Source organism: Streptomyces cyslabdanicus, assembly GCF_052663305.1.
Map to the genome: position 1 here is coordinate 25,485 of NZ_JBQRUW010000042.1, position 25,772 is coordinate 51,256.

At 71.1% G+C, this 25,772-nt stretch carries 27 protein-coding genes; 11 read left to right on the top strand and 16 right to left on the bottom strand.

Features of this window, described 5'->3' with window-relative positions:
• Positions 1–2: 2 nt before the first annotated feature.
• The 5 genes from ACTYVM_RS24810 to ACTYVM_RS24830 all read left to right on the top strand — a co-directional run bounded on the left by ACTYVM_RS24810 (position 3) and on the right by ACTYVM_RS24830 (position 4,284).
• Complete coding sequence (locus ACTYVM_RS24810; protein WP_445528081.1) at positions 3–1,520, top strand: DUF1349 domain-containing protein; 1,518 nt, start codon at positions 3–5, stop codon at positions 1,518–1,520.
• Complete coding sequence (locus tag ACTYVM_RS24815) at positions 1,517–2,299, top strand: ABC transporter permease (RefSeq protein ID WP_445528082.1); 783 nt, start codon at positions 1,517–1,519, stop codon at positions 2,297–2,299. Before ACTYVM_RS24810 ends, ACTYVM_RS24815 begins: the two co-directional genes overlap by 4 nt.
• A 170-nt stretch (positions 2,300–2,469) precedes the next feature.
• Entirely contained in the window at positions 2,470–3,222 is a 753-nt protein-coding gene (locus tag ACTYVM_RS24820; protein ID WP_445528083.1) for a nucleotidyltransferase domain-containing protein, read from the top strand.
• Between the two features lie 210 nt (positions 3,223–3,432).
• Complete coding sequence (locus tag ACTYVM_RS24825; protein ID WP_400033636.1) at positions 3,433–3,615, top strand: hypothetical protein; 183 nt, start codon at positions 3,433–3,435, stop codon at positions 3,613–3,615.
• A gap of 120 nt (positions 3,616–3,735) precedes the next feature.
• Positions 3,736–4,284 carry a DUF402 domain-containing protein gene (locus ACTYVM_RS24830; protein WP_445528084.1) on the top strand — a complete coding sequence of 183 codons (549 nt, stop codon included), beginning with the start codon at positions 3,736–3,738 and terminating at the stop codon, positions 4,282–4,284.
• Positions 4,285–4,561: 277 nt separating this feature from the next.
• Here ACTYVM_RS24830 and ACTYVM_RS24835 read toward each other — a convergent pair whose 3' ends face one another.
• Positions 4,562–5,416, bottom strand: coding sequence for an alpha/beta hydrolase (locus tag ACTYVM_RS24835; protein WP_445528085.1), 855 nt, complete (start codon positions 5,414–5,416; stop codon positions 4,562–4,564).
• 251 nt (positions 5,417–5,667) lie between these two features.
• On the opposite strand from ACTYVM_RS24835, the gene ACTYVM_RS24840 reads away from it, so the two are divergent.
• Complete coding sequence (locus tag ACTYVM_RS24840; protein WP_445528086.1) at positions 5,668–6,066, top strand: hypothetical protein; 399 nt, start codon at positions 5,668–5,670, stop codon at positions 6,064–6,066.
• 111 nt (positions 6,067–6,177) lie between these two features.
• Here ACTYVM_RS24840 and ACTYVM_RS24845 read toward each other — a convergent pair whose 3' ends face one another.
• From ACTYVM_RS24845 to ACTYVM_RS24880, 8 genes are all read right to left on the bottom strand, one after another.
• Complete coding sequence (locus ACTYVM_RS24845) at positions 6,178–6,879, bottom strand: metal-dependent hydrolase (RefSeq protein ID WP_445528087.1); 702 nt, start codon at positions 6,877–6,879, stop codon at positions 6,178–6,180.
• 191 nt (positions 6,880–7,070) lie between these two features.
• A complete protein-coding gene (locus tag ACTYVM_RS24850; RefSeq protein ID WP_445528088.1) occupies positions 7,071–7,925 on the bottom strand; it encodes an amidohydrolase family protein in 855 nt (284 codons plus the stop codon).
• Positions 7,922–8,065 carry a hypothetical protein gene (locus ACTYVM_RS24855; protein WP_445528089.1) on the bottom strand — a complete coding sequence of 48 codons (144 nt, stop codon included), beginning with the start codon at positions 8,063–8,065 and terminating at the stop codon, positions 7,922–7,924. Before ACTYVM_RS24855 ends, ACTYVM_RS24850 begins: the two co-directional genes overlap by 4 nt.
• The gene (locus ACTYVM_RS24860) at positions 8,062–8,817 is read right to left on the bottom strand and encodes an SDR family NAD(P)-dependent oxidoreductase (RefSeq protein ID WP_445528090.1); all 756 of its coding nucleotides are present in this window, start codon (positions 8,815–8,817) and stop codon (positions 8,062–8,064) included. The genes ACTYVM_RS24855 and ACTYVM_RS24860 overlap by 4 nt, the downstream gene beginning before the upstream one ends.
• Positions 8,814–10,154, bottom strand: coding sequence for an L-fuconate dehydratase (locus ACTYVM_RS24865; RefSeq protein WP_445528091.1), 1,341 nt, complete (start codon positions 10,152–10,154; stop codon positions 8,814–8,816). Before ACTYVM_RS24865 ends, ACTYVM_RS24860 begins: the two co-directional genes overlap by 4 nt.
• Positions 10,155–10,192: 38 nt before the next feature.
• Positions 10,193–11,218 (bottom strand): ABC transporter permease, encoded by a 1,026-nt coding sequence (locus ACTYVM_RS24870; protein ID WP_445528092.1) that lies wholly within the window; start codon positions 11,216–11,218, stop codon positions 10,193–10,195.
• Positions 11,211–12,722, bottom strand: coding sequence for a sugar ABC transporter ATP-binding protein (locus ACTYVM_RS24875; protein WP_445528093.1), 1,512 nt, complete (start codon positions 12,720–12,722; stop codon positions 11,211–11,213). Before ACTYVM_RS24875 ends, ACTYVM_RS24870 begins: the two co-directional genes overlap by 8 nt.
• Positions 12,719–13,819 (bottom strand): sugar ABC transporter substrate-binding protein, encoded by a 1,101-nt coding sequence (locus tag ACTYVM_RS24880; protein WP_445528094.1) that lies wholly within the window; start codon positions 13,817–13,819, stop codon positions 12,719–12,721. The genes ACTYVM_RS24875 and ACTYVM_RS24880 overlap by 4 nt, the downstream gene beginning before the upstream one ends.
• 161 nt (positions 13,820–13,980) lie before the next feature.
• Here ACTYVM_RS24880 and ACTYVM_RS24885 point away from each other — a divergent pair, with 161 nt between their 5' ends.
• The 3 genes from ACTYVM_RS24885 to ACTYVM_RS24895 all read left to right on the top strand — a co-directional run bounded on the left by ACTYVM_RS24885 (position 13,981) and on the right by ACTYVM_RS24895 (position 15,937).
• Entirely contained in the window at positions 13,981–14,718 is a 738-nt protein-coding gene (locus tag ACTYVM_RS24885) for a FadR/GntR family transcriptional regulator (RefSeq protein WP_445528095.1), read from the top strand.
• A 151-nt stretch (positions 14,719–14,869) separates the two neighbouring features.
• Positions 14,870–15,427 carry a DinB family protein gene (locus tag ACTYVM_RS24890; RefSeq protein WP_445528096.1) on the top strand — a complete coding sequence of 186 codons (558 nt, stop codon included), beginning with the start codon at positions 14,870–14,872 and terminating at the stop codon, positions 15,425–15,427.
• Positions 15,428–15,517: 90 nt separating this feature from the next.
• Positions 15,518–15,937 carry a ribosomal maturation YjgA family protein gene (locus tag ACTYVM_RS24895; protein WP_445528097.1) on the top strand — a complete coding sequence of 140 codons (420 nt, stop codon included), beginning with the start codon at positions 15,518–15,520 and terminating at the stop codon, positions 15,935–15,937.
• A gap of 115 nt (positions 15,938–16,052) precedes the next feature.
• Here the strand turns inward: ACTYVM_RS24895 and ACTYVM_RS24900 are convergent, their stop codons facing one another.
• From ACTYVM_RS24900 to ACTYVM_RS24930, 7 genes are all read right to left on the bottom strand, one after another.
• Positions 16,053–16,655, bottom strand: a complete 603-nt coding sequence (locus tag ACTYVM_RS24900; RefSeq protein WP_445528098.1) for a hypothetical protein — start codon at positions 16,653–16,655, stop codon at positions 16,053–16,055.
• Positions 16,652–17,998, bottom strand: a complete 1,347-nt coding sequence (locus ACTYVM_RS24905; protein ID WP_445528099.1) for a DUF58 domain-containing protein — start codon at positions 17,996–17,998, stop codon at positions 16,652–16,654. The genes ACTYVM_RS24900 and ACTYVM_RS24905 overlap by 4 nt, the downstream gene beginning before the upstream one ends.
• Positions 17,995–19,002, bottom strand: a complete 1,008-nt coding sequence (locus ACTYVM_RS24910; RefSeq protein ID WP_445528100.1) for an AAA family ATPase — start codon at positions 19,000–19,002, stop codon at positions 17,995–17,997. The genes ACTYVM_RS24905 and ACTYVM_RS24910 overlap by 4 nt, the downstream gene beginning before the upstream one ends.
• Before the next feature lie 66 nt (positions 19,003–19,068).
• Positions 19,069–19,605 (bottom strand): hypothetical protein, encoded by a 537-nt coding sequence (locus ACTYVM_RS24915; protein WP_445528101.1) that lies wholly within the window; start codon positions 19,603–19,605, stop codon positions 19,069–19,071.
• Positions 19,602–20,585 carry a DUF4129 domain-containing protein gene (locus ACTYVM_RS24920; RefSeq protein ID WP_445528102.1) on the bottom strand — a complete coding sequence of 328 codons (984 nt, stop codon included), beginning with the start codon at positions 20,583–20,585 and terminating at the stop codon, positions 19,602–19,604. Before ACTYVM_RS24920 ends, ACTYVM_RS24915 begins: the two co-directional genes overlap by 4 nt.
• A 145-nt stretch (positions 20,586–20,730) precedes the next feature.
• A complete protein-coding gene (locus ACTYVM_RS24925) occupies positions 20,731–21,162 on the bottom strand; it encodes a hypothetical protein (RefSeq protein WP_445528103.1) in 432 nt (143 codons plus the stop codon).
• Positions 21,163–21,604: 442 nt separating this feature from the next.
• Positions 21,605–21,997, bottom strand: coding sequence for a hypothetical protein (locus tag ACTYVM_RS24930; RefSeq protein ID WP_445528104.1), 393 nt, complete (start codon positions 21,995–21,997; stop codon positions 21,605–21,607).
• Positions 21,998–23,163: 1,166 nt separating this feature from the next.
• Between ACTYVM_RS24930 and ACTYVM_RS24935 the strand changes: the two genes are divergently transcribed.
• Both ACTYVM_RS24935 and ACTYVM_RS24940 read left to right on the top strand, forming a co-directional pair.
• A complete protein-coding gene (locus ACTYVM_RS24935; RefSeq protein WP_445528105.1) occupies positions 23,164–25,164 on the top strand; it encodes an NACHT domain-containing protein in 2,001 nt (666 codons plus the stop codon).
• Positions 25,165–25,616: 452 nt separating this feature from the next.
• Complete coding sequence (locus ACTYVM_RS24940) at positions 25,617–25,754, top strand: hypothetical protein (RefSeq protein ID WP_445528106.1); 138 nt, start codon at positions 25,617–25,619, stop codon at positions 25,752–25,754.
• The last annotated feature ends 18 nt before the right edge of the window (positions 25,755–25,772 follow it).

Genomic DNA, 25,772 nt, shown 5'->3' on the forward strand with positions numbered 1-25,772 from the left:
TCATGACGCCGTACCGATCCGGTCGGCGGGACGGGCGGGACGGCTTCCTGCAGTTGCTGCACGCGGAGTGGACCAAGTTCACAACCGTCCGGGGCTGGGTGACGGGCACGGTGGCCGCGGCGCTGATGGTGGTGCTGTTCGCCCTGCTCACCGGGGGCAGCAGCAGTCAAACCGGCACCCCGTCCGTTCCGATCGGACCCGGCGGTGAGCCGGTTACCGACAGCTTCTACTTCGTGCACCAGCCCCTGACCGGGAACGGCAGCATCACGGTCTCCGTTTCCGCGCTCAGGAGCAGCATCCCCGCAGGCCCCGCAGACCTGCGACCTGGCATCGTGCCGTGGGCGAAGGCCGGACTGGTCATCAAGCAGAGCACCCGCCAGGGATCGCCCTACGCGGCGATCATGGTGACCGGCAGCCACGGCGTGCGGATGCAGGACACCTACGTCAACGACACGCCCGGCCTCCCCGGGCCCGTCTCCGCCGCGTCGGTGCGCTGGCTGCGGCTGGTCCGCTCGGGCGAGGCCGTCACCGGCTACGCCTCCGTCGACGGCGCGCACTGGACCAAGGTGGGCACCGTGCACGTGAGCGGACTCGGGCCGACGACGCAAGGCGGGCTGTTCGTCGCTTCTCCGTCTTCCGTGCGCGGCATGGGCACGACAGGCAGCGTGTCCACGGCAGTCTTCGAAAACCTTCGTGTCCAAGGGCGCTGGGCCGGTGGCAGCTGGACAGGCGACCAGGTGGGATCCGAGTCCCGCAGCTTCGCCGGCCATCCGCAGAACACATCGGGATCGTTCACGGGATCCGACGGCCGCTTCACGGTGACCGGCGCAGGCGACATCGCGCCCGCCGTTCGTGGCACCCTGCCGGCCGGCGGCGCCCTCGGCGAGATCCTCATCGGCACGTTCGCCGCGCTGATCGCGGTGATCGTCGTCGGAACACTGTTCATCACCACGGAATACCGGAAGAACCTGATCCACGTGACCCTGGCCGCCAGCCCGAGACGGAGCCGGGTACTGGTGGCCAAGGCGATCGTGCTGGGAGTCACCACCTTCGTCGCCGGGCTGGCGGGAGCGGTCGTCGCGGTTCCGCTCGGCCTGCGGCTCGCCCGGGCCAACGGCGTGTACGTCTTCCCGGTGACGTCCTCGACCGGACTACGGGTGGAGCTCGGGACAGCGGCGCTGCTCGCGACGGCCTCGATCCTGGCCCTCTCCGCCGGCACCGTCTTCCGGCGCAGTGCCGGCGCGGTCACCACCGTCATCGTGGCCGTCGTGCTGCCCTACGTCCTGGTCGCCAACCCGTTCATGCCTGCGAGCGTGTCGAACTGGCTGACCCGGGTGACCCCGGCCGCAGCCTTCGCCGTCCAGCAGACGCTCGTGCCGTACCACCAGGTCACGAGCATCTATACGCCGTACAACGGCTACTACCCGCTGGCACCGTGGGCAGGCCTCGCAGTCCTGGCCGGTTATGCGCTGGTGAGCCTGGTCGCCGCGGCCGTCATGCTCCGCAGGAGCGACGCATGATGACGGCCCTGCATGCGGAATGGACGAAGATGCGGACCGTCGTCGCCCCCATGTGGCTGATGCTCGGCATGATCGCGGCGACAGTGGCCCTGAGCGCCGGGGCGACCTCGGTGGTGACCTGCGGGTCCGCCGGCTGCGGCGGCGACACGACCAGGCTCAGCCTCATCGGCGTCGAGCTCGGTCAGGCGCTGGTCGCCATCCTGGCGGTGCTGGTCATCAGCGGCGAGTACAGCACGGGCCTGATGCGCACCACACTCGCGGCGACGCCCCGTCGGGCCCGCGCCTTCGCCGCCAAGGCCATCGTTCTCGCCGGCGTCGTGGCCGCGGCCGGAACCATCGCGGTTCTCGGGTCGCTGCTGGCCGGGCGGCTCATCCTGTCCCATCACGGCTTCACGACCACCCGCGGTCACCCGGCCCTGTCGCCGGCCGACGGGCCGACACTGCGCGCGGTCGTCGGGTCGATCCTCTACCTCGTCCTGATCGCGCTGCTCAGCCTCGGGATCGCCGCCATCGTGCGGGACTCGGCAACCAGCATCGGGGTCATCCTCGGCCTGCTCTACCTTCTCCCCATCCTCGCCCAAGTGATCGGCAATCCGCAGGGACAGCGCCTGCTCCAGCAGATCGCGCCGATGAGCGCCGGGCTCGCCGTCCAGGCAACCACCGATCTCCCCAGTCTGCCCCTCAGCCTCTGGGCCGGGCTCGGCGTCACCGCCGGGTGGGCCGCCTCCGCGCTCGTGACCGGCGGCCTGCTGGTGCGTGTACGCGACGCGCCGACCTGACCAACGCACAGGTCACCATGGGGCTGACCGTCGCCGGTCTACCGCATGCCGGGCCGTAACCCACGGTCAGGCCCTCCTCGTTGCGGCCTGTCACAGGCTGTAGCGGTCTGGGCCTGAGGTGTGGGAAAGTCTGTCGCCGCTGATCAAGGGTCCGTGAAACGCTGACGGACATGGAGCCGAACCCAGACCCGATTGACCTGGCTCGACGCCTTGTGCGGGGCCGTTTTCCCGATGCGCTCGCCGTGGTCCTGGCTGGGTCCGCGGCCGCAGGACGGGCGACCGCCAGCAGTGACCTGGACATCGCGGTGCTCGTTGGGGACGGCGGTGAGACCTGCCGGGAGACGCTCCGCTTCGAGGGGCGCCTTGTGGAGCTTTTCATCCACACCCGTGCCGGTCTCGGGGAACTCTTCGCCGCGGACACCGCCACGCGTCGTGCGGTGCTGCAGAGCATGTATGCCACCGGCCTCGTCCTGGTCGACACCGGTGGAGAGGCCGGATGGGCCCGGGCCCGTGCCGAGGCCGACCTCCGCGACGGTCCGCCGGCGCCGACGCCGGAGACGGTCGAGACCAAGAGGTACGGACTGACGGACGCTCTGGATGATTTGGCGGACGCAGGTGATCCCTTCGAACGCCTGGCGGTGGCCGGGGTCTTCTTCAACGTCGCCGCTGACCTGCTCTTCGACCACCACCGCGCCTGGACGGGCGGCGGGAAGTGGCTGCCCCGGCGGCTGCTGGAGGCTGACGGAGAGCGCGGCGGAGCCCTTCTCGAAGGGCACCGGCATCTGTGCGAGACGGGTGCCCCAGTGCTGTTGAGCGATGCAGCCGTGCGGATCCTCGACCTGGTTGGCGGGCCGCTTCGCGAGGGCTATCGCAGAACATGGCGAGGTGTCATCGAATCCGTCGCTGCGGGCGTCGGGCGTTGACGCAACGTCCAAACCTCCGTGCTGTCTCGGCGGACGCGTTGTGATCACTGCGGGGCAGCCCGGCTTTGGTTGGGTTTGCGCGCCTTTGTCTTGGAGCCGGGCGTGCCGCAGGACCGGGACCGCGCCGGCCAGCGCTGGCCGCCGTTCGTCACGCCCGCAGGTCCCTCGGACGCCTCGACATGTGCCACATTTAGTGGCATGATATGAGGCATGGTAGCCACAGTCGAAGAACTGCTGAAGGCCGCACTGGAAGCACGCCACGTCGCCCAGAACGCGATCGGGATCGCGGTGAGGGAGGCGCGCGCTGCAGGATGGTCCTGGGACCGGATCTCGTCCGCCCTGGGCGGATCGCCGAACGGAGAGACCCTGCGCCGCAACTTCGGCGGCGAGTAGCACCCGTTGATGGCCCGCTTCGCCGTGCTGGAGTCGGCGGTACGACTCGGCGTGGTGGAGACCGGCCTACCGGTACCAGGCGGGGTTCCTTCGCCGGTGCCATCGGGTTAGCGTCTTGGCATGGCCGCAGAGAGCAATTCCGTGCTGGTCGACGTGCGTAAGTACGACGGCAGCCTGAGCGGGCAGTGGACCGCCACCCGGCTTGGCGAGGACGAGCACGGCGTGTGGTTGGGCACGGCTGAGGGTGTGCCCGTCAGTTCGGCCGCAGGCGGCTGGACGAACCGGTTCGCGCACGTGATGTTGGTTCCGCGCGGTCAGTGGTGGACGGCCACGTTCTGTGTGGACCCGGGCCCCGAGGTGTACTGCGACGTGTGCACGGTGCCGCAGTGGACTGCGGACGGGACCGTCCTGCGCATGGTGGACCTCGACCTCGATGTCGTGCGGCCTCGTAGGGGCGAGGCCCGGATCAAGGACGAGGACGAGTTCGCCGAACACCGAGTCGGCTACGGCTATCCCGACAGCGTCAGCGGCAGGGCCCGGCAAACCTGCGAGTGGTTGATGGAGGCGGTCTGTCGCGATGGCGGCGGCGTCGAACCTTTCGCCTCGGCGTACCGCTCTTGGCTCGGCCGCATCGGTCAGGCCGGAGCGGGGTCCGTGATGGGCTGCTGAACTGCCGGGACTCTCTCACCCCGTCGCAGCGGCGCCTGGCCGATCGCGTCATGGCCGACCCCGAGGGGGTCGCCCCCACGGCACCGCTCCCGTACGGCCGACGGGCGCTTCGCGCGCCGTGTGCCGCGGTGGGCAGGATGCCCGGCTGCACGAGGACCGTCTCCGGCCGGCGCACGAGCCGGTTCCCGGACAACCGAGCCACCGCGGCAATCCTTCATGCATGAGATGGATGCGGAGACCCATGGACCACCACCTCATCGGCGGCTTCCGGGGAACGTCAGGGCCCCAGATGGGCGAGCACTGTGCGCACAGCGCGGGTCACCGCCTCGCGGGACTCGTCCGTTGGATCGTGGATCTCGAAGCCATGCACGCCGTGCGGGACTTCGATGATCTCGACCGGGATCTTGGTCTCCTCCGCCGCGGTCACGAACTCCTCGACGGTGGCGGCGATGTGCGGGATCTCCAGACCCGCCCGGGTGAGCAGGAGGGGCGGCAGTGACCTTCCGCCGGCCCGGAGCGCGCGGGTCGGGCTGAATCGCGGGGCGACCGCGCCCCAGCCGGGCAGCGGGGCCAGGACCGGATAGGTCAGGGCCAGGCAGCGCAGCCACTCGGGCGGGGCGGCGATCCAGTCCGCGGCGAGCAGTCCCGCGCCGGAGAAGAACCACAGGGCGATGCGCTCCGGGTCCACGCGTGGATCGGCTCGCAGCAGTTCGACGGCCTCGGTCACGTCGTCCGCGGACCGCGAGTAGTCGGTGACGCCGTGCAGGCGGTGCTCCACGACGGCGCCCACCGCGCCCAGGCTCGCCACGTAGCGGGCGTAGCCGAGATACAACGGCGAGTCGCGCGGCGCGGGGTCGAGGTCCGGTGGCAGCGGGCCGCCGTGCACGAACAGCACCGCGGGCCACGGCCCGTGCGCGTGGCCCGGTCCTGGCAGGTGCAGGTCCACGCGCCCGTTCCGCGCCCGCGGCCGCTCCGGGACCTCCAGCAGGAACGGCCGGAGGGAAGGTGGCTCGCCCTCGGGTACGGTCAGCCTCCGCCCCTCGCCCGCGGCGGCGCGGAGCAGGACCTCGGCCAACTCGTCCGGGCAGGAGAGCATCGGCCAGTGACCGGTGGCCAGTTCGAAGAAGCCCACCTGCGGATCTGGACGACCTCGGTACCCAGCTCGCCGCTCTGCGCTGGCGTGAGGCCGCGCTGCGGGCACTCCAGGAGGGCACCCCGGAGCAGCTGGCGGAGCGCCTGGAGCTGATCGGGTCGGTCGGCGTCCCGCCCAGCACGTCCGCCGTCGCCCACTACTGGCGCCGCCTGCTGCCTGTTCGCCTCTCCGCCCGCCTCCGCTCCACGATCACCGAGGCGGCCGTCCCGCAGCCTTCCGCCGACCCCACCGTGGACCAGGTCCTCGCCTTCGCCCGCCTGCACGCCTTGGCAACGGCCGCCACCGACCACTGCCTCGCAGCCCACCGGCCCGTCACCGCCGAGCACCCGGACCTGCTCTACGACGGCCTGTACGAGGCCCACCAACTGGTGGACGCAGCCGTACGCGCCGACCGCACCCCCGGCCCGGGCGAGGCCCTGGACTGCTACGTCGCCGCGTATGCGCGTGCCTCCGGCACCCGGGACACTCCCGCCTTCCGCCGCGCCCTCACCGTCCGCCTCGCCGCAGCGGATCACCCAGTGATGTCCCGCTACTGGCAACTGGCAGGGAAACTGACGCCCGACCTCACCCCAGGCGCGGCCGACTCCTGGCTCCGCGACGCACTGGCCGCCGCCACGGGAGCGGGCTGACGGGGCAGCCACGGGCGCCCTACCGCGTCGCGGAACTCCTCGTGGCCCCGCACGATGCCGGCGCCCAGGACATCACGCCGCACCGCTCCGGCGAGCGTGGCCGCGAGGACCTCAGTGGAGGGGGTGGGGAGACAGGACGGTGAGCCAGAGCAGGGCGATGGTGGCGACACCCATCAGCGGTGTGAGTATCTCGGTCTCCAGCTTGTTGCCGCTGCTCTTGATCAGTGTGATCTCGTACCGCGACTTCAGCGGCCACAGCCAGGGCGCACCGCGCTTGGTGATGGAGTCACCGAGCAGGTGTGCCACGCACCCCAGACAGACGGCGTAGGGAAGCCAACCGGGGGCTGAGGGAATGAACTTGTCGATGGCCGCGGTGCCCAGGCCGGCCAGGGCCACGTTGGTGCCCCATGCGTGGAAGCCGTGCCCCGGAGGGCAGAGGTTGAGCGCCCGGACGGCCAGCGCCAGCAGGAAGAAGCTCATGGCGATGGTGAACGGCCTGCCCAGATGGGTGACTCCTGCCCAGCTGCCGACCGTCATGAGGACGACGAAGAACAGGGAGTGGGTGGCGTGGCGGTGGCCGCCGGAGATCCAGGCGACGAAGCGGCACAGCACCTTGGAGACCGGGCCGAGGAAGTTGGCGATCGTCCCGTCATGATGGTCCAGGTCGGGCAGCAGCGCCGCGCCCGCGCACAGCACGGTGCCCATGAGGATCTCCTGCGGCGCGAGATGAGTGTGCAGCACCAGGGGTGGCACATACGGCGCGGTGCCCGCGAAGAGCAACGCGCCGCTGACGGCATGCGAATGTCCCATCATGCTGGGGTTGTTCTCCTCTGCCCCGTGAGTGGATCAGTCTACGGGGATCATAATTACGGCCTTGCGCAAGGCAAAAGCTTTGCCCCGACACGAATTCACCCGACCGGGCAGGCCGCTCAGGCTCCGGTGGCTCCGTGCGCGACGGCGGGTCGGCGATAGACGCCGTCGGACACGCATCGCATCCCATGCGACTACGAGCTCGACCGAGCCGGCCCGTAGACGCGCGTGGCCGTCCTCTCGAACACCGCGGTGCGTTCGTCCTCGGTGAGCGCGGAGGTCAGGTCCCGGGCCGTGGCCAGGACTTCCTCGTAGGAGGCCGCGAGGGTGCACACCGGCCAGTCCGAGCCGTACATCAGGCGGTCAGGGCCGAAGGCCTCCAGCACCGCCTCCGCGTAGGGGCGCAGGTCGGCCGGTGTCCAGGCGGTGAGGTCGGCCTCCGTGACCATGCCCGACAGCTTGCAGACGGTGTTGGGCCGGACGGCGAGCGCACGTACGGCGCTCGCCCACGGCTCCAGCTCTCCGGAGACGATGGGCGGCTTGCCCAGGTGGTCGAGGACGAAGGTGAGTTCCGGGAGGATCGCGGCCGCCTCCGCGCAGGCCGGCAGCTGATGCGGCAGGACGACCAGGTCGTAGGCGAGGCCCGCGTCGGCCACGGCGGCCAGGCCGCGCCGTACGTCGGCCCGCAGCAGCCATTCCGGGTCGGGCTCGCCCTGCACCTGGTGACGGATGCCCTTCAGGAGGCGGCCGCCGGGGAGTGCACGCAGGCGGGCGAGTTCGTCGGCGACATCGGGGCGGGTGAGGTCGGTCCAGCCGACGACACCCGCGATCAGATCGTGCCCGGCGGCCAGAGCCAGCAGTTCGGGGGTCTCCTCCGGCACGGTGACCGTCTGGACGAGCACCGTGCGGGCCACTCCGGCCGCCTCGGCCCGGGGTTCCAGGTCGTCCAGGGTGAAGTTCCTTCTGATCGGCCGGAGTCGGGGTCCCGCGATCCATTCCTGGTCACGGACCGACAGGTCCCAGACGTGATGGTGGGCGTCCACGGTCACGGCAGCTCCCCTACGACGGACAGCCCCGCGTCGGCGCCCCCGCGGGAGCCGGCCTGCACGTCGTCGAGCCGCTCGGTGACCCCGGCGGAGCCGAAGCCCGGCGGGCCGGCCTCGCCGCCGCTGCGCCCCGGGGCGGTCATCGGTCCGCCGGGCGCAGCCGCAGGCCCTGCATGCCGCCGTCGACGGCGAGTGCGGTACCGGTGGTGGCGCCGGACAGCGGACCCGCCAAATAGGCGATGGCGCCCGCGACTTCGGCGGCGGTGACGAGCCGGCCGGTGGGCTGGCGGGCCTGAAGCGCGGCGCGCTCGGCGGCCGGGTCGGGAGCGGCGTCCAGCAGACGGCCGACCCACGGTGTGTCCACCGTACCGGGATTGACGCAGTTGACGCGTACGCCCTCGCGCACATGGTCGGCGGCCATGGCCAGGGTCAGCGAATACACGGCGCCCTTGGTGGCGCTGTACAGGGCGCGCTGCGGCAGTCCCGCGGTGGCCGCGATGGAGCAGGTGTTGACGATCGCCGCGTGCGAGGAGGCGCGCAGATGCGGCAGGGCGGCGCGGGCGGTGCGGACCATGCCGAGGACGTTGACGTCGAAGACGCGGCGCCACTCCTCGTCGTCGTTGTCCTCGACGGTGCCCTGGGCGCCGATGCCGGCGTTGTTCACCAGGACGTCGAGTCCCCCGAGGGCTTCGGCGGCCTGCTCGACGGCCCCGCGCACCGAGGTGTCGTCGGTGACGTCGGCCCGGAAGGCGAGCAGCGGTCGCACCACGGACGACGGGTCCAGATCCAGGACGGCGACCTGCGCGCCCCGCTCGGCGAGGAGTTCGGCACTCGCCCTGCCGATGCCGGAGGCGCCTCCCGTCACCAGCGCCCTGAGCCCCTGGAAGTCGCTCATGCCGCATCTCCCTTCTGCAGGTCGGGGTCGGCGGCCCAGAAGGTGCCGCCGGGGAAGGTGTACCGCGCGATGGACTCCGGTCGCATGGCGGCCGAGAAGCCCGGGGCGGTGGGGGCCGCGTAGTGACCGCCGCGGACCACCACCGGGTCCACGAAGTGCTCGTGGAGGTGGTCGACGTACTCGATGACCCGGTCCTCCGTGGTGCCGGAGACCGCGACGTAGTCGAACATCGACAGATGCTGGACCAGTTCGCACAGGCCGACCCCGCCCGCGTGCGGGCAGACGGGGACTCCGTACCGGGCGGCCAGCAGCAGGATAGCGAGGTTCTCGTTGACGCCGGCGACACGGGCCGCGTCGATCTGGAGCACGTCTAGGGCGCCTGCCTGGAGCATCTGCTTGAAGACGACGCGGTTGTGCACGTGCTCTCCGGTGGCGACCTTCACAGGGGCCACCGCCTCCCGGACCGCCGCGTGGGCGAGGATGTCGTCGGGGCTGGTGGGCTCCTCGATCCAGTACGGGTCGAACGCGGCGAGCGCCCGGGTCCAGCGGATCGCCTCGGCCACGCCCCAGCGCTGGTTGGCGTCGATGGCGATGCGGACGTCCGGCCCGACGGCCGTGCGGGCCACCCGGCAGCGGCGCACGTCGTCGTCGAGGTCCGCACCGACCTTCAGCTTGATCTGGGTGAATCCGTCGGCGACGGCCTGGGCGGCGAGTCGGCTGAGCTTGTCGTCGTCGTACCCGAGCCAGCCCGCCGAGGTCGTGTAGGCGGGGTAGCCGCGCTGGAGCAGGCGCGTGGTGCGCTCCTGCGCGCCCTCCCGGCCGCGGCGCAGGATCCGGAGCGCCTCCTCGGGGGTGAGCGCGTCGGTGATGTAGCGGAAGTCGATCTGGCTCACCAGCCACTCGGGGTCGGCCTCGGCGAGCAGCCGCCACAGGGGCTGCCGCGCGCGCTTGGCGGCGAGGTCCCACACGGCGTTGACGACCGCGCCGATCGCCATGTGCATCACGCCCTTCTCCGGTCCCAGCCAGCGCAGTTGACTGTCGCCGATCAGGTCACGGAAGAGCGAGCCGGGGTCGCCGCACACGTCGTCGACCAGGCGTCCGACCACGTGGTGGCGCAGTGCGTGGATCGCGGCGACCTGGACGTCGTTGCCCCGTCCGATGGTGAAGGTGAAGCCGTGTCCCTCCGCTCCGCCGTCCTCGTCCGTGCGCAGCACGACATAGGCAGCCGAGTAGTCGGGGTCGGGGTTCATGGCGTCGGAGCCGTCGAGCTCGCGCGAGGTGGGGAAGCGGATGTCGTGGGTGTCGACCGCGATGATGCGGGCGGGCGTCGCAGACACGGATGGCCTTTCGGTCGGTGACGGGGGACTGGGCGCGGTCAGTCCTGGGCCCGGCCCGTCGTCACGCGGGCGATCACGAGCGCGACCAGGATGATTCCGCCGTAGATGGCCTGGATCCAGAACGACGGCACCTGGGCGAGGGTGAGCAGGTTCTGCACGACGCCGAGCAGGAGTACCCCGGTCAGGGCTCCGAACATGGTGCCCTTGCCGCCGTCCAGGCTGATGCCGCCGATCACCGCCGCCGCGAACACGGTGAAGATCATGTTCTGGCCCTGGTTGGCGCTGATCGCGCCGACGTGGCCGGTCTGCATGATCCCACCGGCCGAGGCCAGGACGCCGGCGACGACGAACACGCCGAGCATGACCCGCTCGACGCGGATGCCGGCCGCGCGGGCCGCCTCCGCGTTGCCGCCGATGGCGTACAGGGCCCGTCCGACGCGGTGGTACTTCAGTACCAGCCCGGCGACCGCGAAGGCGACGGCGGCCAGCCACACGGACAGCGGGACGGCCAGGAAGGTGGTCGTGGCCAGGGAGGAGAAGCTGTCGGGCATGCCGAACAACGTCTTGCCTTTGGTGGCACCGACCAGCAGACCCCGCAGCACGATCAGCATCGCCAGGGTCACGATGAAGGCGTTGAGCTTGAACCTGACGACGAGGACGCCGTTGAAGAGGCCGACGACCGCGCCCACCACCAGGATCGCGAGCAGGGCGAGCGGCGCCGGGAACTTCACGCCCCACCCTGACTGGTCCGAGGGGAGCACGAGGAGGGCGCCCACGGCCGGCGCGATGCCGACGACCGACTCCAGGGACAGGTCGAACTTGCCGGTGATCAGCACCAGCGACTCGGCGAGCACGACCATGGCGAGGGCTGCGGAGGCGCCGAGGATCGAGATCAGGTTGCGCTCGGTGAGGAACGAGTCGTTGACCACCGTGCCGAGCACCATCAGCAGCAACAGCGGGGGCAGCAGGGCGAGTTCGCGGGCCCGGCGCAGCAGGACCGTCCTGGCCGATCCTGCGCCGGCACGCGGTGGCGCGAGCGGCGGAGCCGCCTCGGTGTCAGCCATGGTCCACTCCTTTGATGGAGGCGATCAGCTCGTGGTCGCGCCAGCCCGCCGGGTGCTCGGCGACGACGTGGCCGTGGAAGAGGACGAGGACGCGGTCGCAGCGGCGCAGGTCGTCGAGTTCGTCGGAGACGACGAGGACGGCGGTGCCGTCCTCGCGGGCGTTGTCCATCCGCGCCAGCAGTGACTCCTTGGACTTCACGTCGACGCCCGCGGTGGGGTTGATGAGCACGAGCAGGTGGGGGTCGGAGGCGAGGGCGCGGGCCATGACGACCTTCTGCGCGTTGCCGCCGGACAGGTCCGCCACGGGCTGTTCGGGGCCCTCGGTGCGGATGCCGAGGCGCTCGATCAGCTCGCCGGCGACACGGCGTCCGGTATCGGTGGAGACGAAGCCGAAGCGGCCGAGCCGGTCCACCACGCTCATGGTGGCGTTGTCGCCGACCGTCATGCCGGAGACCAGACCCTGTTCGTGCCGGTCGCGGGGCACACAGCCGACGCCCGCCCCGAGCGCGGCCCGCACGTCGCCGAACGGGAGCTTCCTGCCGTCGAGTTCGGCGGTCCCGCCGGTCGGGGTGTGCAGTCCGGCGAAGGTCTCGGCCAGCTCGATCTTGCCGCTGCCGCTGGAGCCGGCGAGTCCGACGACCTCGCCACCTCGGACGGTGAGGTCGACGTGCGTGTACGCCTCGGAGGTGAGTCCGCGCGCGTCAAGCACCACGGGGGTGCCGACGGCGTTCGCCTCGCGTGCGTGCCGGCGCTCGTGCTCCGCGACCGATTCTCCCGCCATCGCCTCGACCAGGGCCGCGCGCGACAGGTCGGCGACCGGCGCGGTCGTGATCCAGCGGGCGTCGCGCAGCACGGTGACGGTCTGGCAGACCTCGTACACCTCCTGGAGGTGGTGCGAGATGAACAGGAAGGTGACGCCTGAGGCCTGAAGGGCGCGCATCCGCGTGAACAGCCGCTCGATCTCGCGGTTGTCGAGCTGGGCGGTGGGCTCGTCGAGGACGATGAACCGCGCGCCGAAGCTCAGCGCCCGCGCGATCTCGACCATCTGCCGGTCCTCGACCCGGAGTTCGCGGGTACGGGCCTCCGGGTCGACGTGCACGTCCCAGGTGTCGAGGAGGTCGGCGGCCTGTTTCCTCAGCCGGCGCCAGCTGATGAGGCGTCCTCGGCCGGTGGGCTGGCGGTTGATGAACAGGTTCTCCGCGACCGTCAGTTCGGGAATGACCGTCGGCTTCTGGTACACGCAGGCGACCTTGCGGCGCCAGGCGTCCCGGTCCGCGAGCGCGGGCGCCGGCCCGCCGTCGAAGCGGACCTCGCCCTCGTCGGGCGCCTGGAGGCCGGTGAGCACGGCGACGAGGGTGGACTTGCCGGCGCCGTTGCGGCCGACGAGGGCGTGGGACTCGCCGGGCAGGACGGTGAGCCGCCCGTCGGCGAGGGCGACGGTGGGTCCGTAGCGCTTGACGATGCCCCGCGCCTGAACCAGCGGGGTGGGGTCGGGGCTGCTCATCGGACCGTGTTGCCCCAGAGTGCGGGGTCGTCGACGTTGTCCTTGGTGACCAGCGGCGCGGGCAACTGGTCCTCCAGGATGCCGCCGGGCAGCTTGACGATCGTGGAGCCGTGGTCGGTGGGGCCCGGCTTGAACGTCCTGCCCTGCATCGCCGCCTTGATGTAGTACATGCCGTACTTGGCGTAGGAGTCGGCGGGCTGCGAGACGGTGGCGTCGATCTCACCGTTGCGGATGGCCTCGTACTCCTGCGGAATGCCGTCGTTGGAGACGACGACGATGTGCCCGGCCGTGCCCGCCTTCTTCAGCATCTTCTTGGACTTCAGGGTCTGCAGGGTGGGCGCGAGGTAGACACCGCCCGCCTGCAGGTAGATGCCCTTGATGTCGGGGTTGGCGTTCAGGAGCGTGTCGAGCTTGGAGGCGGCGGTGTCGGACTCCCACTTGGCCGGGATCTCCAGCACCTTCAGCTGGGGGAAGTTCTTCCGTACGCAGGAGCGGAACGCCTCCGAGCGTTCACGGCCGTTGACCGAGGCCAGGTCGCCCATGATCTGCACGACCTTGCCCGAGCTGATGTGCGCGCCCAGGTACTGGCAGGCCTTCTCGCCGTAGGCGACGTTGTCCGCCCGCACGACCATGGCGACCTTGCCCTTGTCGGGTGCCACGTCGACGGCGACCACGGGGACGCCCTTGCGCTCGGCCTGGTCGAGTCCGGCCTGGATGGCGGCGCTGTCCAGCGGGGCGACCACGAGGCCCTTCACACCCTGGTTGAGCTCGTTGTTGATGTCGGTGATCTGCTGCGAGGGGTCGCTGTTGGAGTTGACCGTCTTCAGTGCGTCGACGCCCTGGGACGTGGCCATCTTCGGCACGTAGTCGTTGTACGACTGCCAGAACGGAGAGGTCAGCAAGGGCAGGATCACCCCGACCTTGCCCGTGCCGTCCCCTTTGGCGCCCGCCGCGCCGCTGTCCTTGGTGCTGCCGCATGCAGTGAGCGCCAAGGTGCCGCAGGCGGCCGCGGCCGTCGCGCGCACCGCCCACGAGGAGAATCGCCTGCTGTGCCGCTGCCTGCTGTGCCGTTCGTTCCGCGCAGTGATGTCGGCCATCTGTCGGCTCCTCATCGAGCGAGATCGAGCAGTTGGCGGCATATTTATCAGACCACTTGGCGCCTGCAACACCCTTCTGCGCATGATTTACCACGTTCAAGCGATAGTGGTCGGACCACATCGTTGGCTAAACTGCGGCGCACGGTGACAGGAGGAGTGGCGTGGACGAAACCGCTGCGGAGGAGACGGAACGGGAGACCGCCGCGGCCGCTCCGCAGAAGGGCACGGTGACGCAGCGCGCCATTGAGCGGATCAAGGCGCTGATCGCCGACGGACTGCTGGAACCCGGGCAGCGCCTGCCCACCGAGCGGGACCTCGCGGCCCAGTTGGGCATCTCCCGCAGTTCGATGCGTGAGGCGATCCGCGCCCTGACCGTGCTCGGTGTGCTGGAGGCCCGGCACGGCTCGGGCATCTACGTCACCCGGCTGGAGGCCGGTGACCTGCTGGAGACGTTCGGCGTGGTCGCCGACCTCTCCCGCGGCCCGCGCCTGGTGGAGCTGCTCGAGGTGCGCCGCGTCCTGGAGTCGACGGCGACCGCGCTGGCGGCGGCCCGGATCACCCCGGACCAGCTCGCCGAGGTGGAGAAACACCTGACGGCGATGAACACCACGGACGATCCGGAGGAGATCCTCGCCCACGACCTCGCCTTCCACCGGGAGATCGCCGTGGCCGCGGAAAACGAGACGATGGCCGCGATGCTGGACGGCCTGTCCTCGCGCACCTTCCGCGCCCGCGTCTGGCGCGGCTACCAGGAGGAGGGGGCCTTCTCCCGAACCCGCCGCGAACACGCTGCGATCCATCGGGCGCTGACCGCCCGGGATCCGGAGGCCGCGCGGGCAGCCGCGGCCGCGCACGTCGGCGAGGTGGAGGAGTGGCTGCGGGCGCAACTGGAGCGGTAGCGGCGGGCGGCCTGCGGCGGTGCGGATGCCGAGAGTCGGTCATCGCTGGGAACCGCTTCTGGTCCTCCCCGGCTTTAGGACAGAATCTGACCGCAATGGCTCATAGCGTGGTCCTTGTCCGACGGAACAGAAACACCGGAAGGCGGAGACCATGACCGTCAACGAGCAGACCACCCATGACCCGGCCGGGGCCCCGGCCGTCACCGGTGAGCGCGCCGATCTGCTGGAGATGCTGGCCAAGCACCGGCACTTCCTGCGCTTCACCACCCGTGACCTCACCGACGAGCAGGCCGGGCTGCGGACCACGGCCGGCGAGCTCTGCCTGGGCGGCCTGATCAAGCACGTCGCCGCGGTCGAGCGGAACTGGGTGGACTTCATCCTGAACGGCCCCTCGGCGATGGGGGACTTCACGGCCATGACCGAGGCCGACTGGGCCCGGCGGGCGGACGAGTTCCGGCTGCTGCCCGGTGAGACGCTGACCGGCGTACTGGCCGACTACGCCGAGGCGGCCCGCCGCACCGACGACCTGGTCGCCACGCTGCCCGACCTGGCGGCCACGCGGCCGCTGCCGAAAGCCCCGTGGTTTGAGCCCGGCGCGCAGTGGTCGGCCCGGCGGGTGCTGATGCACATCATCGCGGAGACCGCCCAGCACGCCGGCCACGCCGACATCATCCGCGAGTCCCTGGACGGCGCCAAGAGCATGGGCTGACCGATGGTCCGGTCGGCGGTCGACACCAGCGGGGTGCCTGCACCCACCGGTCACGAGCGTCGCGCACGGGACATCCGGCAAGATGACCCCATGCCCTTCCTGCTCGAAACCCAGGACCGCGCCGCGGGCGCCGCCGCCCCGGTGCGGATCCGGCTGGCGGCGGCCGCGGCCGCGGTGCTGACCGTCGCCGCGGCGCTGGGGCTGAGGGCCGTGTCGGAGGGGAGCGTGGGCAAGTACGGTGGAGACGCGCTGTACACCGTCCTGCTTCTGACCCTCGTCGTTCTGGTGGCACCCCGGGTGAGGCCCCTGACGGCCGCCGCAAGCGCGTTGGCCGTCAGTTGGGGGATCGAGTTCCTGCAGCTCAGCGAGGTGCCGGCGGAGCTCTCCCGGCGCAGTGCCGTCGCCCGCCTCGTGCTCGGGTCCACCTTCAACCCGCCCGACCTGCTCTGGTACGCGGTCGGCGCGGCAGCGGGCTGGCTCGTCCTCACCGCGGTGAGGAGGCGGGCATAGGGCCTGCCGGTGGCTCACCGGCGGCTCCGCCGATCGGCTACGGCCACGGCCCAGGAGCCGAGTCGCTCGAAGTCGCTCCAGGTCGGCTCGGTGCGGCAGTCGGTCGGCTCGGTGGTCAGCCGGACGGGCGGCGGCGGATGCGCAGCGCCAGTACCAGGCACGCCGCGGTGGCGGCGATGGCCAGTGCGGCGGGCAGTCGTGCCCATGAGGTGCCCGCGACCGGCGCCTGGGCGGCGAGCAGGACCACTGCGGTCGCGGCGGCTGCCGCCGGCGCGGGGGTCGCCCGCGGCCGGCCGGGCGGGGCGGTGACCCCGGCTGTCCACGCGTCGGTGACGAGCAGGTAGGCGAGCAGCAGGGCTGCGATGCAGACCACCAGCCACAACGGGGGGCCGGTGGCCGCGGCGACGGCGATCGCCGCGGCCGGCAGCAGGGTCGTCCTGCGGCGGGCCGCGACGGTCCGCCAGCGCATGGAGGTCAGGACGGGGCGCGTGTCGGCCATCGGAGCGGCCCACCACGCGGCCGCCGCCGCCCCGAGCACCAGCACCCTGACCGGCAGGGGTGCGTGCAGGGCCGCCGGGGGGTTGCAGGCGGCGACGGCGAGGGCCGTTCCGAGCACGCGGTCGGTGATGCGGGAGGTGAGACGCGCGACGAGCAGGGCGGTTCGGCTGCCGTCGCGGCGCGGGCCCGGCCGGGCGAACCGGGCGGAGGCGTTGGTCATCGGGTCCCCCCGTGGATGCGGGTGCGCAGCAGCGGCGCGAGGGCTAGGTCGAGGGTCTCGCCGGGCCGGTGGGCGACGACCGCGATGCCGCGCTCCACGAGCGCGAAGCGCATGGCGTCGCGGTCGGCCCGCCACAGCCGCAGCGCGAGTTCGCCCTCGGTGTCGCCGGGTTCCACGACCGGGTCGCCGGTGGGGATCTCGACCACGACCATCGGGTTGGCCCGTCCGCGCACCTGGTGCAGGATGTCGAAAATCCGCTGGTCGGTCAACGGCGTGATGACATACACCAGCGCTCCTTCGGGCAACGCGGGCGGTGGGAGCGGACTGAGGCCCTCCGTGCGGTACGCGCGGTCCTTGCGGACCTCCAGCACACTCTCGACGATGCGGTAGAAGTACCCCTGGCCGCTGCCCGGTTGCAGCCAGCGGGTCACGCCGCCGACCGACACGACGCCGACCCGGTCGTGGGTGCGCAGATAGGCGCGGACCAGTCCGGCAGCGGCCCGGAAGGTCTCGTCGAGCGAGGACGCGCCGGTGACCGGATCAACCACGTCGGCGAGCACGTCCAGCAGCACCACGGTGTCGGCGGTGCGCTCCGCGGCGAACTGATGGACCTGCAGGGTGCCGCGGCGGGTGGTCGCCGGCCAGTGGATCCGCCGCTGCCGTTCGCCGCGCACATACGGGTGCACGCCGGTGACCTCGACGCCCTCGCCGCGCTGCACGGCGGTGTGCTCGCCGAGCCGCTGCGGCAGCCGGACCGGGATGGGCGTGAGGCCGGCGTGTTCGGGCACCGGGAAGACGGCGATCTCGTCGAGTTCGGCCCGCACGGTGCGCCGGGCCAGCCCGCCGCGGTCGTAGACGTCGACGTCGACCGTGCCGAGCGTCCAGCGGCCCCAGCGCTGCGGGGTCAGGACGAGATCGACGCGGTGCGGGCTGACCGCGAGGTGGTCGAGCCGAACCCCGTGACCCAGGGTGATGCCGGGGTCCAGGCGGCAGGGCTCACCGTCGTAGGCCACCGCGATCCGCACCGTCACCTGCTCGCCCTCGAAGCATCGCCGCGGTTCCACCTCGACCTCGGCCGTCACCGCTGCCGGGCGCGGCCCGCCCGGCAGCGCGAGGGCGAGCAGCACCAGCGGCGCGGTGGCCAGGGCAAGCACCCAGGGGCGCCCGGTGAGCAGCGCGGCGGCCAGCGCGACAACGGCCAACGTGCCCAGCCGCAGCGCCCGTTCACCGGGGCGCCAGCCTGGCGGGGGCGGCGGCGGGGGTTCGGCGGTCACGTCCTGGCGGCCGTCCAGGGCCCGCTGGACGGCGGCCGCCGCCCTGCGAGCCGGCACTTGCTCCGTCATGACACGACCGGCGTGCGCGGCAGGGTCTGCGGGGCGGGCACGGACTGCGTGATCTCGCGGATCACGTCGTCGCCGTCGATCTGCCGGACCCACAACTCCGGCTTGAGGCTGACGCGGTGCGCGAGGCCCGGCACCACCACGGACTTGACGTCCTCCGGGGTCACGTAGTCTCGCAGGTCCAGGACGGCACGGGCACGAGCGAGCTGCACCAGGGCCAGACCGCCGCGCGGAGAGGCACCGACCTGGATGTGCGGGTGGGCCCGGGTGGCGCCGACCAGCGCGACGACGTAATCCAGCAGGTCGTCGTCCACCTCGACGCGTTCGACGGCCGCCCGCATGGCCAGCACCTCGCCCGGCCCGCTGAGCGTGCGCAGCGCCGCCTCGGGCGCCGCCCGATCGACCCGCGCGCGCAACATGCCGACCTCCTGGGACGCCGTCAGGTAGCCCATCCGCACCCGCAGCAGGAACCGGTCGAGCTGGGCCTCCGGCAGGGTGTACGTGCCCTCGTACTCGATGGGGTTGGCGGTGGCGACCACCACGAAGGGCTGGGGCAGCGGCCGGGTGCTTCCGTCGATGGACACCTGGGACTCGGCCATCGCCTCCAGCAGAGCGGCCTGCGTCTTGGGCGGGGTGCGGTTGATCTCGTCGGCGAGCAGCAGGTGGGTGAAGACCGGTCCGGGCCGGAAGACCATGTCGGCGGTCCGCTGGTCGTAGAACGGAGCGCCGGTGACGTCGGAGGGCAGCAGGTCGGGGGTGAACTGGATGCGGCGGAAGTCCAGGCCGAGGGTGGTGGCGAAGGAGCGGGCCAGCAGCGTCTTCCCGAGTCCCGGCAGGTCCTCGATGAGGACGTGGCCGCCGGCCAGGATGCCGAGCATGACCAGCTCCAGTGGTTCCGGCTTGCCGACCACCGCCGTGCGGATCTCGTCGAGCACGGCCGCGGCCCGTTCACCCGCCTGTCGCGGTGTCAGGGCGTCGTGGTCCGGGGTGGGCTGCGGGCTGGTCACGGGCGGATCCTCACGGGGTGGGGTCGGGATGTGTGCGGGCTGCGGGGTCGGCCACGGCGCCACAGGTCACAGGGCTTCCAGGCGGTCGAGCAGGGAGCGCAGGACCGGCTCGGAGAGCGTGGGCTGCGGAGCGGTCGCCTCGGGATCGATCCACGGCCACAGCTCAGCGCCGACCAGCGCCCGGGCCCGCTGCGGGTTGCGGTACATCGCCAGGCCGTGCCGTTCGGCCAGCCGGGCGGCGAACAGCCGCTGCAACTGCGGCCGCATGACGGTGTGAAGGTGCACTTCGCCGTCGTCCGCGAGGGCCTTGGCCACGATGCGGTGCCATTCGCCGAGCGCCGGGGCCCGGCTGTTCAGCAGGCGCACCGGCCTGCGGTAGCCGCTGTCCTGAGCGGCAGCGCCCGCGGCATAGCGCCCCAGGGCCAGCACGACGGCGGTGATGAGGGCGAGGCCGGTGGCGGCGGCCGCGGCACCGTCGGCCAGGGCGAGCAGCGCTCCGGACGCGAGGGCGACGGCGCCCAGTACGGTCAGCGAGTGGCGTATCGAACCAGGCGTCCCCAGTGCGGAGTTGACGACGGTCCGGATCCGTGCGGGCACCTTCATTCGGCACCCGCCACGGCTTCGGTCGCACGTGCCCGCGAGCGCAGGCCGTGAGCGATCTCGGCGAGCGCGGCCGCGGCCCGGTCACGGTGGCCGCCGTCCATCGGATGCGTGGAGTAACGGGCCTCGCGGAAGAGGGCGGTGAGCTCGGCGGCGGCCGCCGTCGCGGGCAGGCCGCCCGCGACGGCCCGCTCCAGCAGGTCCTGCGGGCTGTCCGAGGCGCGCCGGGTCATACCGGAGTCGGCGAGCGACTCCTCCATGGCGACGTAGCAGGCGATGACGGCCGCGCGGGCATCGGTCCCGTCCTGCAGGGCGCGGCGCCCGGAGTCCACGGCCTGGGCCAGGCGTTCCCGCTCGTCGTCGAGTGTCGCGTACGTCGCCGGGGTCTCGGGCTCCGGCGGCCGGGTCAGATACCGCCACAGGTGCAGTGCGGCAAGGACGACGACCACGGCGAGCAGGGCGATGCCGAGACCGAGCAGGATGCGCGTCAGCCCGAAGTGCATGCTGTGGTCGCTGTGCTCGGCACGCGGTGCGGGTGACGGGGTGCCCAACGGGTCCTGCCACGTGGGGGAAAGCCGCGACGGCCCGTCCATGTCCCCGTGGTGGGAGCCGGACGAACCGAACCGGTGCAGGACCAGGATGAGCAGCGGGAGGACCAGCGGTGCGGCCAGGAGGACGCGGCTCACGCCGTCCACCAACCGCTGCTCCACCGGGTTGAGTTCCCGGCCGGTGCCGAGCTGCTCCAGGTACTTGTCGCGCAGTGCGAGGCCGCCGAGGAGCGAGAGCACGGCGAGGCCGACCACGAGGGCGGGGTTGCCGCCGAGCGGCCCGCGGCCCTTGGCGAACAGGCCGGTGCCGGGGTGCAGCAGCAGTGCTGCCAGGGCGGATCCGCCCACGACCAGTACCGTCAACGCGGCCCGCGCGGCCCCGATCGTGCCGTGCCGCCGTCGCCCGCCCGCCGTACCTGCCCGCCCCACTGCCATACCCCCCTCTTGCGAAAGGCAGCTTCGCACACCCGTCGCCGGCGTGCCAGCAGGGGGTTTACCGGCGGCGCGGACCGGAAGGGGGCAGACAAGGAGCACCAGCACCGGACATCGGCCGTTGGGGAGTGGTGGCGGCCCGTGGCGGTCAGCGAGGTCCAGCCCGTTCGGAGCCGGTCGCCGACAGTGCGGAGGCGGCGGTTTCGAACAGGGGCACCGGCGGGTCGTAGACACCGCCGCCGATGCGTCCGGCCCGGCCGGTCCGTTCGATCATGCCGAGCAGCACGAGCGGCCCGTTCCCGGTCCTGACGACCGCGCGGGCGGTGAGTCCGGCGGGGGTCCCGTCCGCGTCGGAGAGGGTCCGCCCGGCCAACACCGCGCCTCGTTCGGTGGCGTCCGGTGGCAGGTATCCGTGGAGCGCGGCCTGGACGGCCGGCGCGGCGGCCAGGCTCTGCCCGCCGAGCCCGAGCAGGTCCACGACCGCGCTGTCGCCGATCGCGCCGACCGCCCGGCAGCCGGGGTACGGGGCCTCGACGCGCCCACGTGGAGGTATCGCGGGTGTGGTGAACCCATCCTGCATTGGACGCCGGTCCAGGCGAAGACGTCCTCGACCATGACCTGGGCCAGGTCGTCCTTCTCGCAGAACCAGTCGCGCCCCCAGCGATCCTGACCCTCTCCTCTGCCTCGGCCGGCCCCATGGGGTTTCCGGCAGTGGAACGCCGACGACCCCGAGGGCGAGGACCTGCGCTACGGGTCCGTCGGCCAGCTGTCCCTCACCTACTGAGTGAACAGGCCCCCGCGCCGCCTCTCCATCCTGACCATCACCTGGCTCGGATAGCCACCCGGCGACAACGCCCCGACCCCGGTATCGCAGCTGCCGGGGTCAGGGCGTGTGGCATCGTAGCCGGGCCGGGTCCGTATCCACCGGCCCCGCCCGGGCGGCAGCGCGTATCCACCCGTGACGACCGGCGTGTCGTCCCGCGGTGCCGAAGGCTGGTCCCACCTCAGCTGACGGTGTTTGGTCAGTTGGAGTGGGAGGCTTCGTTGATGCCGTCGTCAAGAATGACGGTCAGGGGCACGACGCCGCTGCGGTCGGTGGTGGTGAGGTCGTGCGCCAGCCGCTCGTACACCGCATGTGCCAGGGCCCATGTGCCGTCGTCCTTTCCGCGCCGCGCGTTCTGGAAACGGGTTGCCCGCATCGCGATCAACACACCGATGATGGAGCGGCCGGACAGGGTGATGCGCACACGGTCGTGTCCTTCCTCGGCGGGTGCCGCCGGGGGACGGAAGTGCGGGATGTCGGCCGCCTGTTCCTGGATGAAGTCCCACAGGTCTCGGTGGCATACCAAGTTCACTGTGCCGGCGGTCGCGGCAAGGTTGAGCACGTAGTCGTGTTTGACAGGCTCGTCGCCCACCTTCAACTTGTCGCCCTCTGAGGCCGACGCCGAAGATCCGGCCTCAGACTCTGCTCCCGGTTCTGTGCCGGCGATGGCTTCAGCCGCGGCTTGACGCTGAGCGTCGGCCTCGGCCTCAGGCAGGTCAGATGGTGGTGCGACTGCCGTGCTGTTGTTCTCACCGTTCTCGCATGCGGAAACGTCGGTTTCCAGGTGCTGCGGAAGGCCAGTGCTGGTAACGCCAGGCTGCTCAGCCGACCTTGGTGGTGTTTGGCGAGGGGAGGGACCGTCGACGTCGGCGACCGAGGTCGGCGAGGTGGCGGCGGCGTCGGGCAGGCGGGTGAACAGATCGTTGACGGCAGTACGTAGCGCATCGATGGTTCGCGACAGGTCGGCGACCTCCTGCCGCAGTCCGGGAAGCGACTTGTTCTACAGGTCAGCCAGGACGGTGTCGCACCGAAGGGCGGGCTGTGAGACACCGCAGGCGCCAACAGCAGCAGCGCGGTGACGGCCCGACAGGCGCCGAGCGCGCGCGATCTCACAAGAGGTCTCAAAGGAACCGGGCTGTGAGTAGGAGTCCTATCGGCGTCCACGCGGCCTCCACCGCAAGCACCAGGGCCTCCCACTGCTCTGCAGGAAGGCATGGCCCGCCAGGCTGAAACAAGATGTCAAGGCCTCAGCACCCGAACAGATCCGACGGGCCGGAGCTTTGCGAACCTGCTTGCTACAAGGGGATTAGGCTGCGAGGTGGAGCTCGCGTGCTGTGCTTCCGTGCGCCCTGGTCCGACCTGGCGACGCGGAGGATGGTGGAGACATAGGCGAGCACGACCACGACACGGAGTGTTCGGCGTGCGCGCAGGCATATCGGCGGCCGGACGTCGCCCGCGCTCTGTCCACGATCCACGATGCGGTCGCCGCTGGTACCCATACGCGGCACGCGAGTCACGGACCCGGCCATGGTCGCGCCCGACTACGGTCTGAAATGATCTCGCCGCAGCGCCGGTGGAATGTGCTGTCCTTGCTTCTGGCTGAGGGTTCGGCACGGTGGGGTTATGAGTAGGCCGAAGAGGCACTGGTGGGCTTGGGGGGTGCGGCATGATCGGGGGGTGGCTGGGTTAGAGGAACGTCGTTTTCGGCGTAAGTGGCAGATCGTTCGCGTCGTGTGTGCGGTGTTGATCACGGCGAGCGTGGCCTTCGCCGGATGGCACATCGTCCACGACAGCGGTGGGCTGAAGTCCGCCGATATCGCGACTCTTCTCGGTGTTCCCATCGGTGTTACCGGTCTGGTGATCGCTGTCGCGGCGTCGCGCAGGCCGTTTGAGGGCAACGACGCCGAACTCGCACGGGGCTGGGCCACGACGCTCGCCCGGCAGGTCGAGACGGGCGAGAGCATGGCGCGGCGGCAGTTACTCGGTGCCGACACCCGGCGCATCAACCTCGCCTACGTGCTGCACCCCGCGCAAGGCCGCGTTGCCACCGCCCCGCTGGCTGGGCGTACCTTCACCGATGCGGCCCCTGCCGTTCTGCCCGATGTGCTGGGCTACTACCGTGCCACCCGGCCGAGGCGTCTGGTCATCACCGGGGCGGCCGGGGCGGGCAAGACGGTCCTGGCTCTGGAACTGATGCTCACACTCCTCGGAGACCGCGCCGACGACGACCCGGTCCCGGTCCGTATCCCGCTCGCCCAGTGGGACACCAGCCAGCCCCTGCGCACCCTGTTGGTTCAGCGCTTGGTAGACGCCTACGATTGGCCCCCCGACCTGGCCGCCGGACTGGTCGACCAGGGCATGGTGCTGCCCGTCCTGGATGGACTGGACGAGATGGATCCCGTCCGCGACGACGGCACCCCCGACCCTCAGGCGCCGCAGGCCCTGGCGGTTCTGGAAGCCCTCGACGCCTACCAGGAAGGCCTGGATGCCGGACCGCTGGTCGTGACCTGCCGCAATCAGCACTACGACGCTCTCGGCCCCGGCCTCCAACTGATCGACTCGGCCCGCATCACCATCGCCCCTGTCAACACGCAGCAAGCCATCACCTACCTGCGTGACCGGGCACGCGACGCCCCCCGCTGGCAGCCCCTCCTCGCCTACTTGCAGGCCTGGCCCACAGGCCCGTTGGCGGCCACCTTGTCCACCCCGTGGCGGCTGTGCCTGACCGCCACCGTCTATCACCGCACCGGCAACCCCGCCGAACTCCTCCACCACCCCACCGCAGACGACCTCGACCAGCATCTACTCGCCCGCTACATCCCCGCCGCCACCGCCAACGCATCCAACCCCCACTACTACCCACCCGACCAAGTCCACCGCTGGCTCCACCACCTCACTCACCACCTCAACGGCAATACCACGGTCACAAACACCACCGAACTCACCCTCCACCGCCTCTGGCCCCTCGCAGGCCGCACCCGCGTCCGCATCACCGATGCCCTCCTCACCACCATCAGTACCGTCACCATCAGTACCGTCACCCTCACCGCTGCCGCCGCCCTCATCCCCTTCTTTTTGGATTACGTAGGCTTCGGCGCAGTCGTCGCCATCGTGGCCGTGACAGCCGGCATCTCCGCCTTCTTCCCGCCGTCTAACCCCAAGCGACTGGCGAACCTCAACAACATCACCAGAGCATTCGCGGCCGGACTCCCATACGGGCTCGCGGCCGTACTCCTGTTCGGGCTCGCACTCGAGCTGTCGTACGGACCCCCGTACGAGTTCACTTCCGTGCCCGTGAATGGGCTCGCGTTTGGTCTTCCGGCTTGGCTCGCAGCCGTAGTGGTCAGAGGATTCACCGGACAACCCACCACCCTGGCCAACCCCCGCGCCATCATCCACGACGACATCGTCTACGGCCTCACGACCAGCCTCGCATTCGGCCTCGTGTTCGGCCTCGCGGCAGACACGGAACGGGTCGCGCTCGGGGACACCATGCACCCGTATGACCTCATGACAAGGCTCACGGAAATACTCCAGTACGGGCTTGCCGTCACGTTCGGGTTCGGGCTCGGGTTTGGGCTGAGAGCGGCGCGGCGCTACGCGGTGTTCCTACTGTGCTCACATGGCCGCCTTCCGTTCCGGCTTGCCCGATTCCTCGACTGGGCCGTCACCGCCGGTCTGCTCCGCTACAGCGGCCCCTCCTACCAGTTCCGCCACCGCGAACTCCAACAATGGCTCACCCAACACCCCCACCCCTGAACTGGCTGACCTGGGACTTCAAGGTCGACACCCACTCATGGCAGTTCAACGCCCGCGTACTTCCGGCACAAGGTCCGGCTGTCCGGCCCACAGGTGGAAGTAGTCGCGCTCAGGGTGATGGGGGTCAGGGCCCCGCACTCCTGGCGCGGCTCGCCGAGCATGTTCGGTAGACGCGTCGGCTGGCCGACGAACATCTTCCGCTCGTGCGGAAGTAGGTCGGCGATGCTCCGCCGGGCCTCGCCGAGGTCATCTTCCATGACGTGACCAGTGCTGCCGCCTCGGCAAAGGTAGTGACAGGGATGGAGCTCGTACCCTCCGTACGCCCTGGATCGGCCCTCCGGTGCGCAGGACGATGGAGTCATGGGCGCGCACGACCACGACGTTGCCGAACCGACGCGGACGCCGCTCAGCACGGCGCAGGTCCGCGAGGTGACGGCCGGGCCGCGAAGGCGATGGACGATGTTTGGCGCTCCGTGGCGGTGCTCGCTGCCCGAGTCCGCAACGCGCACGCCGCCCGGGTCTGGCTCCCGCTGGGCCACGCCTCGTGGGAGGCGTACTGCCAGACGGAGTTCGGCATCTCCCGCGCGTAGGCGTACCGACTCCTGGAC